The organism is Ramlibacter sp. (assembly GCF_035554825.1).
Taxonomy (GTDB): Bacteria; Pseudomonadota; Gammaproteobacteria; order Burkholderiales; family Burkholderiaceae_C; genus Ramlibacter.
The window spans coordinates 1-14,512 of the sequence record NZ_DATMHS010000088.1; the positions used below are offsets into that span (position 1 = coordinate 1).

General features: G+C 66.5%; 14 protein-coding genes. 3 read left to right on the forward strand and 11 right to left on the reverse strand.

Translation table 11 applies throughout. The features are described from left to right. Nucleotides 1-1,871, reverse strand: a 1,871-nt coding sequence (locus VNT59_RS11240; protein ID WP_325498494.1) for an AMP-dependent synthetase/ligase, incomplete at its 3' end; no start/stop codon positions are given. A gap of 129 nt (nucleotides 1,872-2,000) precedes the next feature. Here VNT59_RS11240 and VNT59_RS11245 point away from each other — a divergent pair. The 3 genes from VNT59_RS11245 (at nucleotide 2,001) to VNT59_RS11255 (ending at nucleotide 4,157) form a co-directional block, all read left to right on the forward strand. Further along, a complete protein-coding gene (locus tag VNT59_RS11245) occupies nucleotides 2,001-2,720 on the forward strand; it encodes a Crp/Fnr family transcriptional regulator (protein ID WP_325498495.1) in 720 nt (239 codons plus the stop codon). A 5-nt stretch (nucleotides 2,721-2,725) separates the two neighbouring features. Beyond that, on the forward strand, nucleotides 2,726-3,496 hold the full coding sequence (locus VNT59_RS11250) for a pseudouridine synthase (RefSeq protein ID WP_325498496.1): 771 nt from the start codon (nucleotides 2,726-2,728) through the stop codon (nucleotides 3,494-3,496). Nucleotides 3,497-3,632: 136 nt separating this feature from the next. Then, entirely contained in the window at nucleotides 3,633-4,157 is a 525-nt protein-coding gene (locus VNT59_RS11255) for a hypothetical protein (RefSeq protein ID WP_325498497.1), read from the forward strand. 25 nt (nucleotides 4,158-4,182) lie between these two features. Here the strand turns inward: VNT59_RS11255 and VNT59_RS11260 are convergent, their stop codons facing one another. From VNT59_RS11260 to VNT59_RS11305, 10 genes are all read right to left on the reverse strand, one after another. Continuing rightward, on the reverse strand, nucleotides 4,183-6,516 hold the full coding sequence (locus VNT59_RS11260) for a fimbria/pilus outer membrane usher protein (protein WP_325498498.1): 2,334 nt from the start codon (nucleotides 6,514-6,516) through the stop codon (nucleotides 4,183-4,185). Nucleotides 6,517-6,635: 119 nt separating this feature from the next. Next, a complete protein-coding gene (locus VNT59_RS11265; protein WP_325498499.1) occupies nucleotides 6,636-7,412 on the reverse strand; it encodes a fimbrial biogenesis chaperone in 777 nt (258 codons plus the stop codon). Further along, nucleotides 7,409-7,885 (reverse strand): hypothetical protein, encoded by a 477-nt coding sequence (locus VNT59_RS11270; protein WP_325498500.1) that lies wholly within the window; start codon nucleotides 7,883-7,885, stop codon nucleotides 7,409-7,411. Before VNT59_RS11270 ends, VNT59_RS11265 begins: the two co-directional genes overlap by 4 nt. Nucleotides 7,886-7,925: 40 nt before the next feature. After that, a complete protein-coding gene (locus VNT59_RS11275) occupies nucleotides 7,926-8,375 on the reverse strand; it encodes a hypothetical protein (protein WP_325498501.1) in 450 nt (149 codons plus the stop codon). A 251-nt stretch (nucleotides 8,376-8,626) separates the two neighbouring features. Further along, nucleotides 8,627-9,505, reverse strand: a complete 879-nt coding sequence (locus tag VNT59_RS11280) for a spore coat protein U domain-containing protein (RefSeq protein ID WP_325498502.1) — start codon at nucleotides 9,503-9,505, stop codon at nucleotides 8,627-8,629. Then, a complete protein-coding gene (locus tag VNT59_RS11285; RefSeq protein ID WP_325498503.1) occupies nucleotides 9,502-11,889 on the reverse strand; it encodes a fimbria/pilus outer membrane usher protein in 2,388 nt (795 codons plus the stop codon). The genes VNT59_RS11280 and VNT59_RS11285 overlap by 4 nt, the downstream gene beginning before the upstream one ends. Next, nucleotides 11,870-12,625 carry a fimbrial biogenesis chaperone gene (locus VNT59_RS11290; RefSeq protein ID WP_325498507.1) on the reverse strand — a complete coding sequence of 252 codons (756 nt, stop codon included), beginning with the start codon at nucleotides 12,623-12,625 and terminating at the stop codon, nucleotides 11,870-11,872. The genes VNT59_RS11285 and VNT59_RS11290 overlap by 20 nt, the downstream gene beginning before the upstream one ends. A gap of 5 nt (nucleotides 12,626-12,630) precedes the next feature. Beyond that, a complete protein-coding gene (locus VNT59_RS11295) occupies nucleotides 12,631-13,143 on the reverse strand; it encodes a hypothetical protein (protein WP_325498504.1) in 513 nt (170 codons plus the stop codon). 5 nt (nucleotides 13,144-13,148) lie between these two features. Then, nucleotides 13,149-13,616 (reverse strand): hypothetical protein, encoded by a 468-nt coding sequence (locus VNT59_RS11300; protein WP_325498505.1) that lies wholly within the window; start codon nucleotides 13,614-13,616, stop codon nucleotides 13,149-13,151. Nucleotides 13,617-14,068: 452 nt separating this feature from the next. After that, the gene (locus VNT59_RS11305) at nucleotides 14,069-14,290 is read right to left on the reverse strand and encodes a hypothetical protein (RefSeq protein WP_325498506.1); all 222 of its coding nucleotides are present in this window, start codon (nucleotides 14,288-14,290) and stop codon (nucleotides 14,069-14,071) included. Nucleotides 14,291-14,512 lie beyond the last annotated feature (222 nt).

A 14,512-nucleotide genomic window follows, 5' to 3' on the forward strand; every position in this document is an offset into this window, starting at 1 on the left:
CCATCCTCGAACTTCACCTGGGTTTCGATGTACTGCTCGGTCTTGCCGCCATACAGCGCGTCGACGAGCACGTGGTACTTCTCGGCGATGAACCCGCGCCGGACCTTGTTGGTGCGGGTCAGTTCGCCGTCGTCGGCGTCGAGCTCCTTGTGCAGGATGAGGAACCGGCTGATCTGCGAGCCGGCGAGACGCTCGTCGGCCGCCAGGTCCGCATTCACCTTCTCGACGCACTCCTTCACCAGCTCGTAGACCTCGGGCTTCTGCGAAAGGTCGGGGTAGCCGGCGTACGGCAGGTTGCGGCGTTCGGCCCAGTTGCCCACCGCCTCGAAGTCGATGTTGATCATCACGCACACGCGCTCGCGGCCGTCGCCGTAGGCCACCGCCTCCTTGATGTAGGGGAAGAACTTCAGCTTGTTTTCGACGTACTTGGGAGCGAACAGGGCGCCGTCGTTCGGTCCGCCGGCGATGCGGCCGACGTCCTTCACCCGATCGATGATCTTCAGGTGCCCGCCCGCGTCGAGGAAACCGGCATCGCTGGTGTGGTACCAGCCGTCGGCCGTGAGCACTTCGGCGGTCGCCTGCGGGTTCTTGTAGTACTCCTTGAGCAGCCCGCGCGAACGCACCAGCACTTCGCCGTTGTCGGACACCTTGATCTCCACGCCCGAGATCGGGATCCCGACGGTGTCGGCCTTCACCTGGTCGTCCGGCTGCAGGCACACGAAGACGGCGGTTTCGGTGGAGCCATACAGCTGCTTCAGGTTGATGCCGATGGAGCGGTAGAAGGTGAAAAGGTCGGGGCCGATCGCCTCGCCGGCGGTGTAGGCGACGCGCACGCGCGAAAAGCCGAGGCTGTTGCGCAGCGGCCCGTAGACGAGCACGTTGCCGATTGCATACTGCAGCCGCTGCAGCGCGCCGACCGGACGATGGTCCTTCAGCGCCGGGCCGACCTGGCGCGCGACGGCCATGAAGTGGTGGAACATCTTGCGTTTGAGCCACCCGGCGTCTTCCATCCGGATGGTGACGCTGGTGAGCAGCCCTTCGAACACGCGCGGCGGGGCGAAGTAGTAGGTCGGGCCGATTTCCTTGAGGTCGATCACGACCGTCGACGAGGACTCGGGGCAATTGACGACGTAGCCGCATGCCAGCCATTGCGCATAGCTGAAGATGTTCTGCCCGATCCACGCCGGGGGCAGGTAGGCCAGCACCTCCTCCTGATGGGTGAGCTTGTCGAACTGGGCGCCGGCTTGGGCCCGATCCAGCAGGCTGCGGTGCGTGTGCACCACGCCCTTGGGGTTGCCGGTGGTGCCGGAGGTGAAGAACATCGCCGCGACGTCGTCGGGCGTGGCCCGTTCGATTTCGGTGCGGAAGAAAGTGGGATGCTGCTGAGCGAAGGCGCGGCCGGCCGCGATGAGCTCGTCCAGCGATGCCAGGCCCGGCTCCTTGTATTTGCGGAGCCCGCGCGGATCGTCGTAGTAGATCGCGCGCAGCTGCGGGCACTGGCCGCGGATCTCCAGCAGCTTGTCGACCTGCTCCTGGTCCTCGGCGAAGGCGAAGCGCACCTCGGCGTTGTTGATCGGGAAGACGCACTCTGCGCCGACCGCGTCCTGGTAGAGCGGAATCGGCACCGCGCCCAGCGACTGGGCCGCCAGCATCGTGGCATACAGGCGCGGGCGGTTGGCCCCGATCACGACCATGTGGTCATCGGCCGCCAGGCCCGCCTCATGCAGGCCGCAGGCAACCTGCTCGACCAGGGCGAGCATGGCCGACCAGCTGTGGGTCTGCCAGATGCCGTATTCCTTCTCGCGGATCGCGGGGTCCTGCGGGCGCTGCGCGGCATGCTGGAGCAGCAGTCGCGGGAACGTCGTCTCCATGGCCTGTCCTTGCTTGCTGACCTGGGTTGGTTCAGCGCATACTAGGACTCACTTTGACGTCCTTTTGTCTTTGCGACGACATTCCTAGGGATTGTCCTGATAGGGGCTGTCCGGATCAGCAAGCCCGCGATGAACACCGACCTCACGCTGCACCAGCGGCGTCGCGATCCGACGCCGGACGAACTCGCCGGCATTCCCTGGCTGAAGGTGCTCAGCGCCGAACACCGCGCGCAGGCGGTGTCGCAGCTCAAGGTGAGCGATGCGATGCCGGGCGATCACGTGTGCCGGGTGGGGCGGCCGGTGACGTACTGGTTCGGCGTCGTCGAGGGCCTGCTCAAGATGAGCACCGAGAACGCCCAAGGCCAGACCATGACCTTCACCGGCATGCCCCCCGGCGGCTGGTTCGGCGAGGGCACGGCCCTCAAGCGCGAGGCGTACCGCTACAACATCCAGGCGCTGCGCCGCAGCATCGTCGCCGGCCTGCCGGTCGACACCTTCCACTGGCTGCTCGATCATTCGATCGGCTTCAACCGGTTCGTGATGAACCAGCTCAACGAGCGGCTGGCGCAATTCATCTCGGCACGCGAGATCGACCGGCTCACCAACCCGGACGTGCGGGTGGCGCGCAGCCTGGCGGCGCTGTTCAACCCGGTGCTCTATCCTGGCGTCGGTGAGGTGCTGCGAATCACGCAGCAGGAGCTGGCATATCTGGTGGGACTGTCACGCCAGCGCGTCAACGAGGCGCTGGCCGCGCTGGAAGCGCAGTCGACCATTCGCGTGGAGTACGGCGGCTTGCGCATCCTGGACCTGCAGGCGCTGCGATCCAGCCTCTTCGCGCGGGTAGCATAGGGCGGATGCCCGACCCAGCCGCCCCCACCAGCCGCCTCAACAAACGCATGGCCGAACTTGGCCTCTGCTCGCGCCGCGAGGCGGACGAGTGGATCGCCCGGGGCTGGGTACGGGTGAACGGGAGGGTGGCGGAGATGGGGCTGCAAGTGAGCCCCGAGGCCCGGATCGACGTCGACCCGCAGGCGCGCGGACAACAGCGCCAGCAGGTCACCATCCTGCTGCACAAGCCGGTTGGTTACGTCAGCGGGCAGGCCGAGGAGGGCTACCAGCCGGCCGTGACGCTGGTGCAGCCACGCAACCACTGGCGGGGCGATGGCTCGAGGCTGCGCTTCTCGCCGCAGCAGCTGCGCGGCCTCGCGCCCGCGGGCCGGCTCGACATCGATTCGACCGGCCTGCTCGTTCTCACGCAGGACGGCCGCGTGGCGCGCCAGCTCATTGGCGAGGACAGCGGCATCGAAAAGGAGTACCTGGTCCGGGTCAGCTACGGCCCGACGCTGACGAACGTGCAGGCGGCCCTGCCGCCGGCGCAGCTGGCGCGCCTGCGGCATGGCCTCAGCCTCGACGGCAAGGCGCTCAAGCCGGCGCGAGTCGACTGGCAAAACCCGGAGCAGCTTCGGTTCGTGCTCACCGAAGGCAAGAAGCGCCAGATCCGGCGCATGTGCGAGCTGGTGGGGCTGAAGGTCGTCGGCCTGAAGCGCGTCCGGATCGGCGGGGTGGTGCTGGGGCACCTGCCGCTGGGGCAGTGGCGCTATCTGGGCGAACAGGAGCGCTTCTAGGCTGCGCCGGCCTCTGCGCGCGCAGGCCGGGCGGGCTGCGGGTGAACCCCGATGCGCCAGCGGCGAACATGGTCCCAAATGCGCGATTCGCGCCTATGCTTGTCAGTAGAAGAGACGGCGCGTGCGGGAGCAGACCATGAAATTCTTCTGGCAGCGTGATCGGGACGTTCGCGAAGAGCGCCACTCGGCGTTCAGCGGGTCATCGTTCGGCGCGTCGTCGATGGCGCTGCTCATGGTGGCGCCCACCGCACCGGCCGGGGCGGCGGGGTCGCAGGCCGGCATGACGGTGTCCGCCACGGTCCTCAAGCATGTCAGCCTCAAGGTGCTGTCGCAGCCGTCGGCGGTGGTGGTGACCGCACAGGACGTCGAGCGAGGGTACGTCGACGTCGCGGCGCCGGCGCAGGTGGCCGTGAAGAGCAACAGCACGCGCGGGTACATGCTCGAATTCGCCAACGGGGGCGACTTCATGCGTCAGATCGTCGTGACGGGCCTGAGCAGCGACGTGCAATTGAGTCCCGCCGGCGGTGCCATCGCGCAACCGGCCGCCGGCACCGGTGTGACGAGGGCCACGTTCCAGCTGGGTTTCCGGTTCCTGCTGGCGGCGTCCACGCGGCCGGGCACCTACGCCTGGCCGCTTCACCTGTCCGCGAGCCCGATCTGACCGTGGGTGCACATGCCAGCGCCGCTCATGGAGCGACCCGGCAGGTGGTATCGCCCAGTTCCACGAACGTCTGATCCGACTGGGGGATGGTCAGGGTAAACAGGCATTCGCGGCCATCGACGGGAACCACGCCGGAATAGGCTCCGGGCTGCACGTTCTCGAGGTAGAACTCGCCGCCACGTCCTGTGGGCAACGTTTGCCGCTTGCCCGAAACGGTGAGCGCCATGTCGTGGAACTCTATCGGCCTGGTGATGCCGTTCAATTCGGAGAACAGCTTGCCGCTGAACGCCTGCGTCTTGGTCGCGCCGAAGTCGACGAATGTGCCGCTCCGAAAGGCGGGTGCGATGCTCTTGGCTCGCCTGGCCAGGGCATATTCGATCGGGACCGCGTCCGGCCTGATCGAGATCGTGCTTTCGTGGTACGAGCTCAGGGTCGGCACGACAGCGAGGCCTTCACGATCCGTCTGCGCCACCGGCTGATTGTTCATGAGGACTTCGACGCCGCGCAGCGTCCCGACCTTGACCAGCGCGAAGCTTTCGGTCACCGGCCGGCTGAGTGCAACCTGGTTACCGACCATCAACACCGCGCCGGCGATCGAGGCGCGGTGGTCCTCGGTGCGCCGGCCCTGGAACAGGTACTGGCCCAGGTCATAGCGCAGGACCGCGGCCGGCGCGTTGTACTGAACGTTGGAGGCGAACTGCCCGCTTTCGGTATCGCCGCGGTAGCGGTCGAGGGAAAGGCTGAAGCCCAGCCCCTCTCCCATGGGTTGGTTCTTGTTGAGCCTTACGTTCTGCGTCAGCGTGCCGCCGTCAGCCCGCCGACTCAGCGCCGCACCGTAGTCGGTCCCCAGAAGCAGGCTTGCGCCGACGAACACTTCGTTGTGCCCGGGGCCGTGCGCGCTTCTGACATGGCTGATGCTGGCTGTCAGCTGCGCGCGGGCGGAGGCAAAGGGCGTGCTGTAAGCGAACGTCGTGGCGCGACGGCTGTCCAGCGGCATCAGCAGGACGCGTTGGGAGGGCGCCGCTCCAGCCACTGGTGTCCTGGTTGTCAAAGCCGTATGGCTCAAGGTCACCAGGCCGTTCCCCGGCAGGCGATAGCCCACGGACGCGCTGCCCTCCCAACGCCGGCTGGTCATGTACGGTGGATCGCCGAGGGTCGCGTAGCCAGCGCCGTCGTGCCTGGCGAACAGGCCGATCGACCACTTGCGTGACTGGTACGTGTAGGAGCCGAGCTTGGCGGTCGCGCGGTGGCCATCGACGCTGCTCGCGGCGAGCCCCAGGTTCACGACGCCGAGCGTGCCGGCCACGATGGAGAGCGTCGGGCCGGTGTTGACGAAATGCCGGGTGGCATCGGCGCGCCACCCGATCGTCACCGTATTGCTGAACCCGTAGCGGTGGAACATGGTGAATGCCGGCGCGCCGTATTTGGCGCTCTCGAGGCCGAAGCCCCGGCGAAACGCCCCTGCGCTGTAGCTGTACTCGTGCAGCCCCTGGCCCAGCGCCTGGTCGCTGAAGTACAGGGAGTAGCTGAGTTGCTGGGTTCGGCCGAACGGATCGCGCAAGACCACCTGCACGTCCTGCGAGCCGCCGTAGGCCAGGATGTCCCTCAGCTCGAAAGCCCCGGGACGGACGCGTTCCGTTCGGATTCGCTGGCCATCCAGGTACACGTCCAGGTCGCTGGGCAAGGCGACCGTGCCGCTGAGACTTTGCGCTGCAAAGCGGGCGAAGGTGGGATCCAACCCATACAGTTTCGCGATACTGAGTCCACCAAGATTCACGCTGGTCGTGAAGTCGCGAGATTGGGTCAGATAATCTCCCACCACGGTGCGACGGAGAGTTTCGGGGTCGTCCCGTGTGATGCTGGTCATCAGACGCACCAGTCTCTTGCCGGCCCCTTTGTCCACCTGGGTTGCATCGGCGAGCAGGAGATAGTCGCCCCATCGCACGCCCGCCTCTCCCGAGAAATGGACGCCCGAGCTCGATGCGGTGCTGCCGGTGGTCGCGGTGAAGGCATAGTTGAAGAAGGCGCTGTTCATGCGTGCCGCGTCCGTTGCCCGACGGCGTTGCGAGGCGAGCGGGATCACCTTGCGGCCGAGCAGCGATGGGTCGGCCGTGATGTGAAGAACGAGCGCCTTGGGGTCGAACTCGAAGGAGAGCGCGCGCATCGAGCGCAGCGAAAGATAGGCCTCCCCATCCACGGCTGTCGCGCTTCCGACCGGGTCTTTCAATCCGATGGCTTTCAGGTCCTCGACTTTGACGAGAAAGTCGGACTCGGCCGTGCGCTGTACGAAGAGATCGCCCTTGGTTTCCGCGTTCAGCGTGACGCCAAGGACCAGGGTTTCGAAATCGGCGTTGGGCACACCTGGGTGCGTTTCGTTGGCGGCGGCTGCCAGGCGCGGACTCAGTGCCAGAAGCAGTGTCGCAACCCAGACCAAGGCAGTCCAGCTGGAACGTCGATGACGGCCGGTCGGCTCCACTGCTAAGGACACATTGCAGGAGTGATCTCGATCTTGCGCGCCGCGCTCACCCGCTCGGTGCGGATCTCGACGGCCAGGGTGGCGGTTCCTCGACATTGCTCGGCGCTCATGCTTGCCGAATACGTCTTTCGCGTCCCCGCCAAAAGGTACCGGTCGGCCACATCGAGGCGGTACGTCGGATTGCCGGCGGCGTCGGTGCCGCGGAACTCCACGCTCTTGACGACGTGGTGTCTGTTGCCGCTGTTCTGGGCGGAAACCTCAATGCTGCCCGTCGTTACCTCGAAGGCATCGATGGCGAGTCCGTCTTGCGGCAGGGATGGCGCGGCGAAAATGCCCACACCGAACCTGAGAAGGACCTCGATCTGCGCGCCGCTGGCGGGGGCAGCCTTCTTCCCGGGGAGCTCCTCGATGAAGAGCCGGTAGGTCCTTTCCACCGGTGCCGCCGGCATGCGAAGACCGACCCGCACGACGCCTTCCTCGTCCGGCTGCAACGACATGATCTTGGGGAAGAAAACGAGATCGCGCGTTGGTCCGTACCGGTCCTTTCCATTGGCATCCTGGAGCCACTCGACTGCCTCGATCTGAAACCGTTGCTGTTCGGACGAACTGTTCCTGACCTCGATGACGCCGCTCCTGACGCTGGGACCGAGGTCGAGACGGATCGGGCTGACCGAGAACTCTCCAGCTGCGGCGGGCAGGCCCACCAGCAATGCGGCGCTGAGGACGCCAGCGGCGGTTTGCCAGCTCGGCGTTCTCATCGCCGCCAGTTGGGCTGTCATGGTGTGACCTCGATCGTGAAGCTGCCCCTGTAGACGCCCGCTGGCTTGTCAGCGAAAGCAGCCCATTGGATTTCGCCCACAACCGAGCCGGTCCAGGTCACCCAGCCGTTGGAACTGCCTGCCGGAGAATTGACGCCCGGTTTGGGAAAGTTGGCTGGCAGCCCGTAAATCGTGTACGCGATGGTCGCGGAGCCGTTGAGCAACTGCCTCGTGTAGGCCCCGTCCGCGATCGCGATCGTCATCGTCGACGGGGTGCCGCCCTGGCAGTCGCCGGCCATGCTGGCCAGGGTCGAAGCCACCAACGTCGCCGTGCGCGGCGCGGTTCCGGTCGACGGGTCGAGATCCCCGAAGTTGAGAACGAGGCCATTCGTCGCGCGGAACGAACAGGTTTGACCGCCGAAGGCCGAAGGAGCGTGCGCCGCGATCGCGGCGCACACGCACACATGCCACAGCAGGACCTGGGGCCGCGTCATGGAGGCACTCCGGCGGGGCGGACCGGTCGATCACCGTCCGTCAGGGAGCCATCGTGAGGGTGATTGTCTGCGTATAGTCGCCGGCCGGCTGGTCCGCGAAATTGGCCCACGGGATGCGTATCGTCGAGGTGGCTGTGGCATCGGCGCTGAACCCCGCGCCGGCGGCAGTCGAAAACGCGTCGATGGTGTAATTGATCGAGCCCGGGCCGGAGAGGGTCAGGGCGGCCGGGATCGTCACGGTCGGCGCGGCGGCGTCCTTGGTGCACCGGTAGGCGACCGAGACGGGTTTGGTGACCTCGCCTGTCAGCGACGGGTTGAGATCGCCCATGTTGACCGTGACGGCTCCGGCGGCCGCGAAGTTCAGCTTGCAGACCGACAGGACCTTGGCCTGGACGGTCACGTCTTGCGAGCCGGCCGCGAAGGCACCGCCGGCCACCAGGGGGAAGAGGCTGGCGGCGGTCGCCGCGCACAGGAGGCGTCGAGAGATCATTTGTTGGCTCCTCAGAGAGTGGGTACTGCTTCGGTGCCGGTACATGTCCAATGGAAATGTATCAAAAGGCAACCGGAGGTTACTCTATGCGTTTAAGAAATCAACCTAAGCCCCACGCAAAAAGTCACGTTCCCGGCGAATCAGGCGCCGAAAAGCGGCAAGCGCGCGAAATTTCTCACGTTTGTGCACCGCGGACTTTGATGCCTATCAGCGATGAGCGCGCACAAGGAGCGGGCCTCGCTCCAACGCGATCAATACGAGACCGTGATCTGGCGGGTGTCGCTGCCAGTGCAGGTGCCGGCATTGCAGGCCCCCGCTTGGCCGGCGGGCAGCGTCAAGGTCAAGCCGAAGGTCTGCGCGGTGGCACTTGAGGCCGACGTTCCGGACGCGGACTGCGACAGTCCGGGAAATGTGAGCGTGTACTTCAGCTCCGTCGGAACGATCAGGCCGGTGACCTGGTCCAGGGCCAGACTCACCGGCGTGCCCTTGCTGCAGGTGACGGACACGGCCTGCGAGGCGTCGACCAGCGCGGTGCTGCGGAAGGCCTGGTAGTTGACCGAATAGTTGATCGGCGCGACGTCGACGGTGCAACTCTTTGCCACCGTGGCTTGGGTCCCCACCGTCGTGTTCCCGAGGTTGGTCCCAACGCTGTCCGTCGAGTTCAGCGTGACGTTCAGGGAATCGTTGTAGCTGCCCGCTGCCTTGTCGGCCTGGCCGGCGTTGGCTCGCAGATACACCGGAACGTTGGTGGCAGCCGACGTCGCCGTGCCGAAAGCCAGCGTGAAGGTCAATCCCCCGCCGACGCCGTTCGTCCACAAGGTCGACCGCGCCGAGTCCGTATAGATGCCATAGCCGAGCGTGTCCGCGTACGGCGCAGGTTTGGTCATCGTCTGGCCGGCAGTCTGGTTCAGGCCGATCCACAGGGTCTGGTTCTTGGAGTCGTTCTTGGCCCGCGTGCAGTTGACTGCGAACGAGCCCTGCAGGTCGAGATTTGCCGCTGCGTCGTACGCCCCGGACAGCGTGGTGGGCGAGGCGACGATGGTGCAGGACACGACCGCCCTCGCGTCGCGCGCGCCGAACGCGCCGCAGCCAAGAACAACCGCGAGGATCATCAGCTTCGAACCAGTCATCGGGGGATCGCTCCCTGGCAGGCGACGGGACCGACGCGCGCGATCTGGTCGATGGCCCCCGGGGGCAGTTCGACGTCGAGGTCGCAGCTCGCGCCGCGCCAGCGCAAGCGCAAACGATTCTTCTGCTGCAGTCCGGTGACGTACGCGTCGCCGCGCTTGCCGACATAGAAATCACGATCCTCGCCAACAATGCGCACGGTTGCCCCGGTGGGTGCCACTGCGCCGTCGTCGAGCACGATCCGGATCATGGCGCCGCGGCCGCCGCGTACCGGAAACTTGACCGGGGCGACGGCGCGCCATTGCGGAACCGCCGGCAGCTCGATGCTGTCGACTTCGGCCGTGACCGGCAGATCGTTGGGATCGAGCCGGATGGGGTTGGGCTGGTAGGCATTCAGGCGCGGGACCAGGGCATAGCCATCGGCATCGGTGCGAGTGGATACCTGTTGCCCCAGTCCGACGCCGACACCGGCATAGCCGGGCACCTGCACCAGGGCCGCGCTCATGTCGTAGCGCGGCACCGCGAACAACTTCCCCGCCGTCGCCAGCAAGCCCCCAGTGGCGCCGAGTCTGACATTCGAATGCGCGCTCGTGGCGCTGAGTTCCGCCGACAGGACACCGCTTCGGCCGAACTGGTAGACGCTTGCTTCGGCGCGCGGCCGGGCCAGGTAGCCGCCGAGCAGGCGCCACGCGGTCCCATAGTCGCCGTCCGGGTTGTGCGAGACGCTCGTATACGCGTCGAGCTGGCCGCGGCGGAACTGGGTCGAACTCGTGGACAGATCGCGCTTGCCCAATGGAATGTTCAGCGCAACGCCGAAGGTGGTCCCGCTCGCCAGCCCGAGCGAACGCGAGAGCGTCACGTTGACTTGCCAGTTGTCCTTGAGCACGGTTGTATAGCTGACCGAGGCGGTCGTGACGCGCGGGAGCCCGTATGGGTACTGGATGGCCAGACCGGCGCCGAGCCGGCCGTAGCGCCCCAGGAACAGCCCGGCTTGCGCGGCCAACTGGAGCCGAGGCGGCAGCGCCGAAGCCGGCTCGGCGATATAGCGGAAGAACCGCGAATTGCCTTCCGCGGTCAGCAGGGCGCTATTGGCGCGACCTTGCCAGTCGAGACCCGCCGACCACCGTCTGCCGCTGCCCAGCGCCCGGTCATGACTTGCCATCGCACCGCCGCGCACCAGCAGATTCCTGCCGAACGAGGAGACGCCCGCGATGCCGAGCGCGGAGCGGGCGGCCGAAGCCTCGGCGCGCCCTTCGAGCGTGGCCGTGGTACTCAGGCCGCGCCGCCACATGCCGCTGCCGAAGATGTCGCCATAGTGGGAGCTGGCACTGCCCAGATCCTGGCGGAGCTTGCCGACCTCCAGCGTCCAGTCGTTCAGGCCGGGGGCCAACAGGTCGGACGAGATGAAGAACGGCTGCGTGATGACGGTCTCCCGCCCGAGGATGTCCCGCACGACCACCGCCACGTCGCCGTTGCCGGTGATGGCCGGCAACGCGTCCAGCGTGAACGGGCCCGCCGGCACCCTCGCGGTTTGCCGCAGGACGTCATTGACGTAGAGCTGCACCGTGGAAGGCGCGAGCGTCTGCCCCATGATGACCGGGAGCGGTTGGCGATTCACCAGCGGCGTCAGCCCGAAGTTGGTCCCGATCTGCAGCCCGCCGAACAGGGTCGGGCGCCCCAGGTAGCCTGTCCTCGACACACCGTCACCGAGGTTGAGGGTGTAGCCATGCTCGGGGAGATCGCGTCTGAGGGCCGTCTCGAGCCGCAACAGCTTCGGCCCGGAACCGGGCGTGTCGCCAGTGAGGTCGCGGGCGGCAAAAGACGTGGTCAGCAAGCCCCACGAGCTCGAGTGGCCTACCTCGCCGAGCAGGCCGAGCGATTTGGTTGCGGCGCTCTCCTGGAAATGGCTCGCGCTGTAGTTGAGGTCGTAATTCAGGAAGAAGCTTGGAATGACTTCCGGGCGCGGACCGGCCGCAGCCGGTTCGCGCTTCATGCGCGCTCCCAGGAAGGCATCGGCACGGACATTCAGAACCAGCATGTTCTGCACCGGATCGATCCTGACTTCAGCTGCGGAAATCGAAGACAGCGAGAGGTACGTCAGGCCCTTGAATTCGACCTGCGGCGCGTCGGCGGGGCGCTGCAGACGCCATGCCTCATAGGCTTCGGGCGGGGCAAAGATCCCGCCGTCGCGCTCGATGATCGGCCAGATGCCCACGGGCGCCCCATTGAGCAGCACTTCGAGCGGATAGACCCGCAGGCGCGGCTCGACCGGGCCGGCGGCGTGAATCGCCCCGAGGTGCGTGGCAGCAAGAGCGAGCGCGAGTGCCAGGGTCCGGAGCGCAGTTTTGACATGGCCAGAGCCGACCTTAATCCGACACGGCGACATCAAACAACTGCACCGACCCATCGTCCTGCGTCACCGCGAACTTCGCCGCTCCGTTCAGCGCGGGTCCATTGGCGGGCTGCTTCAACTCGAACCGACGCCTCATCTTGGGCAGGATGTAGCCGCCACTGACGTCTTGCGACAGCAGGACACTGCCGGAGGCTGCACGGACGGCGAAGTTCACCGGCTGGGCATACGCGTCGCCCTGGTTTTCGCAGGTCGCGACCAGAAGGTCCGGCGTGGCTCGCTTGGCCTCGCACAGCAGGCGCTGTTTGGCGCCTGGCGGCGTGATGAAGATCGGCAGCGAGAATGCCAGCGAGACCTGGACCTGGACGCCTTCTTTCGGCTGGGCGGCTTCCGGAACCTCGCGCACGATCATGCGGTACGTGAGCTGTTCACCCGGAGGGACCGGCTTCAGATTGGCCAGACGCAAGACCTGACGGGACTTCGGTGCGACTTTCAGGATGGGCGGCGCCAGGATCACGTCGTCCGTTGGCGTCAATTCGTCGGTGCCATCCGCTTTTTGCGTCCACTGGAACACTTCGCCCTGCATGACGACCTCGGTGTCGCCTTCGTTTTCGACCGTGACCGCGGTGGCGCGGTCCCTGGACTGCATGTAGATGCGGACCGGACTCACCGAGAAGGTGGCGCCGGAGCTGGCAAGCGAGAAACCGAGGAGTGCGGCGCCGGCAACGGATTGCCAGCACCGCCACGGGCGCACTTTCAAATCCGTCGGCATGATGATCACCACGAAATGGTTAGTTCGACATGCTCAGCATTATCGTTGGAAACCATTCGCCAGCCGCTGACGTTCGGCCCGCCGCTGTACAGGGCGAGCGCGGTGTGCCCCGTCAGGTCGGCAGGAAGAACCCCCACTTGCCGGAAAGCGGGATCGCCGGCCGGCCAGGGGAGGTTCTCGGAGCGATCTTCCTGGCGATCCAGCAGCGACGGGACGAGGGGGGCGGCCGTCGCGGACGCATTGGCACGGGAAAAACCGAGGAACGGCGGCGCCGAGTTCGTGAAACTGCGGCCCGGCACGACCTGCTGATTGAGCCCGGATGCGACAGCGACCGGCGGCAAGACAGGAGCCGGGCCGCAATACACGCTGACCGTTTGCCTCGTCACCGCGGCTCCGCAAGGCCCCGATCCATACTCGACGGAGAGGACGACATTCAGCGCGGAGCCGGCGTTCGCGACGTGCGCGAACAGGCCCGCAACGAGAGCGAGCAGAAGTCGAGTCGCGCCCGTCACGGCCATCCGCGTCAGAACGTGACGGTCAGGACTTTGGTCGCCGATGCGGCGCCGCTGGCGCCGTCACCAGCCTGACCAGCCGGAATGTTGGCAGTGACCGTCACGGTTCCCGTGCGCGGCGTGCCAAGGTCCGTGGCCGTGACGCCGTCCGGGGCAGTGCCGGCACTGCCCGCCGCGTACGCGGACGCGACGGTGAAGGTCAGACCCTTGATCAGGCCCACCGTGGCGTCCCAGGAGAAGGTTGGCGTGGTCGTGTGGCGGGTGCACTCGATCGCGGCGGTCCCGGTGTTCGACAAGGCGGTGCCCTGGAATGCGGTGTAGGTGCCCAATGCGATGGTCATGTCGGTGCTCGTCGCGAACCGGCACACGCTGGTCAGTGACGCGCTCACCACCACGTTCTTGCTGGCGGACTGGGCGAAGGCCGGCGACGAAAGCGCGACGGTAGCGGCAATGATCGAAAGAGAGGTAAGTAGTTTCATGGCTCCCCCTTGGGAATTGGAGATGGGCAGACTAGGTCGTTCGCTTAATACGGACGGAATCTTATCCATGGAAGTAACATCTCGCAACGATTTCTGTGTCGATAAAGTCACGCTTAATCAACAAGTTGCAAGAAATTCTTCATAGCCATGCACACGATGTGGACATGTCGAATGTGGTATGGAAGTGAAGAGCCCGGTTGGTCAAGGCCGGCGCGGGTTGAACATGCGCGCTGGACGAGGGATGACGCCCTGCGTCTTGCTCGCCTGAACGCACGCGGTATTCCGGCGCCCTGACGGCCGCGCGCGGTCCCTCATCCGCGAGCGTGGCGGCGGGCTCGACTTGACGACGGGTCGGCGCAGGCGAGCCGGCGCGGCTGTCGGCTCGAATGCCGCCGGTCCCAATGAAAAAACGCCCCAGCCGGGGCGTTTTTCGTTGCGGGCGCCGCGCAGGCTCAGAAGGTGAGGGTCAGCGGCGTGCCTTCGGCCGGGACGATGGCCACCTGCAAGGCCTCGCCCGCGGCGCGGGCCACTGGGGCGCCGAGCAGGACGCCTTGCGCCATGGCGGGGCGCCGGGCGCGCGGCAGCGTCAGCGTGTTCGCGTCCCCGAAGCCGCGCGGCGGCGGCAGGCCGGTGCCTTCGGGCTGCGAGCTGGAGGCGGGAAGGTCGATGGTCATGAGGTAGCGCGTCTTTCGGGGCCTGGGCGCCGCAGCATGGCGTGAGCCGCGGCTAGCTCTACTGTACTTGGGTCGCCCGCGATGTCCAGCGCTGCAGCGGGCCGAGGGGCGCTGGCGCGCGCAGGCGGCGAATTTGTCACGCCGCCGGCGTGGCGCGGCTCCCACGGCCGGAGCCGGCGGGGTTGAAATGTCCGCCAGCAACCTCATCTCCGCGGGGCATTT

Excerpts from the sequence above, each read along its gene's own strand:
- VNT59_RS11245 (WP_325498495.1), top strand. The coding sequence starts at position 2,001 with ATGAACACCGACCTCACGCTGCACCAGCGGCGTCGCGATCCGACGCCG.
- VNT59_RS11250 (WP_325498496.1), top strand. The coding sequence starts at position 2,726 with ATGCCCGACCCAGCCGCCCCCACCAGCCGCCTCAACAAACGCATGGCC.
- VNT59_RS11255 (WP_325498497.1), top strand. The coding sequence starts at position 3,633 with ATGAAATTCTTCTGGCAGCGTGATCGGGACGTTCGCGAAGAGCGCCAC.
- VNT59_RS11265 (WP_325498499.1), bottom strand. The coding sequence starts at position 7,412 with ATGACAGCCCAACTGGCGGCGATGAGAACGCCGAGCTGGCAAACCGCC.
- VNT59_RS11270 (WP_325498500.1), bottom strand. The coding sequence starts at position 7,885 with ATGACGCGGCCCCAGGTCCTGCTGTGGCATGTGTGCGTGTGCGCCGCG.
- VNT59_RS11275 (WP_325498501.1), bottom strand. The coding sequence starts at position 8,375 with ATGATCTCTCGACGCCTCCTGTGCGCGGCGACCGCCGCCAGCCTCTTC.
- VNT59_RS11280 (WP_325498502.1), bottom strand. The coding sequence starts at position 9,505 with ATGACTGGTTCGAAGCTGATGATCCTCGCGGTTGTTCTTGGCTGCGGC.
- VNT59_RS11285 (WP_325498503.1), bottom strand. The coding sequence starts at position 11,889 with ATGTCGCCGTGTCGGATTAAGGTCGGCTCTGGCCATGTCAAAACTGCG.
- VNT59_RS11290 (WP_325498507.1), bottom strand. The coding sequence starts at position 12,625 with ATGCCGACGGATTTGAAAGTGCGCCCGTGGCGGTGCTGGCAATCCGTT.
- VNT59_RS11295 (WP_325498504.1), bottom strand. The coding sequence starts at position 13,143 with ATGGCCGTGACGGGCGCGACTCGACTTCTGCTCGCTCTCGTTGCGGGC.
- VNT59_RS11300 (WP_325498505.1), bottom strand. The coding sequence starts at position 13,616 with ATGAAACTACTTACCTCTCTTTCGATCATTGCCGCTACCGTCGCGCTT.
- VNT59_RS11305 (WP_325498506.1), bottom strand. The coding sequence starts at position 14,290 with ATGACCATCGACCTTCCCGCCTCCAGCTCGCAGCCCGAAGGCACCGGC.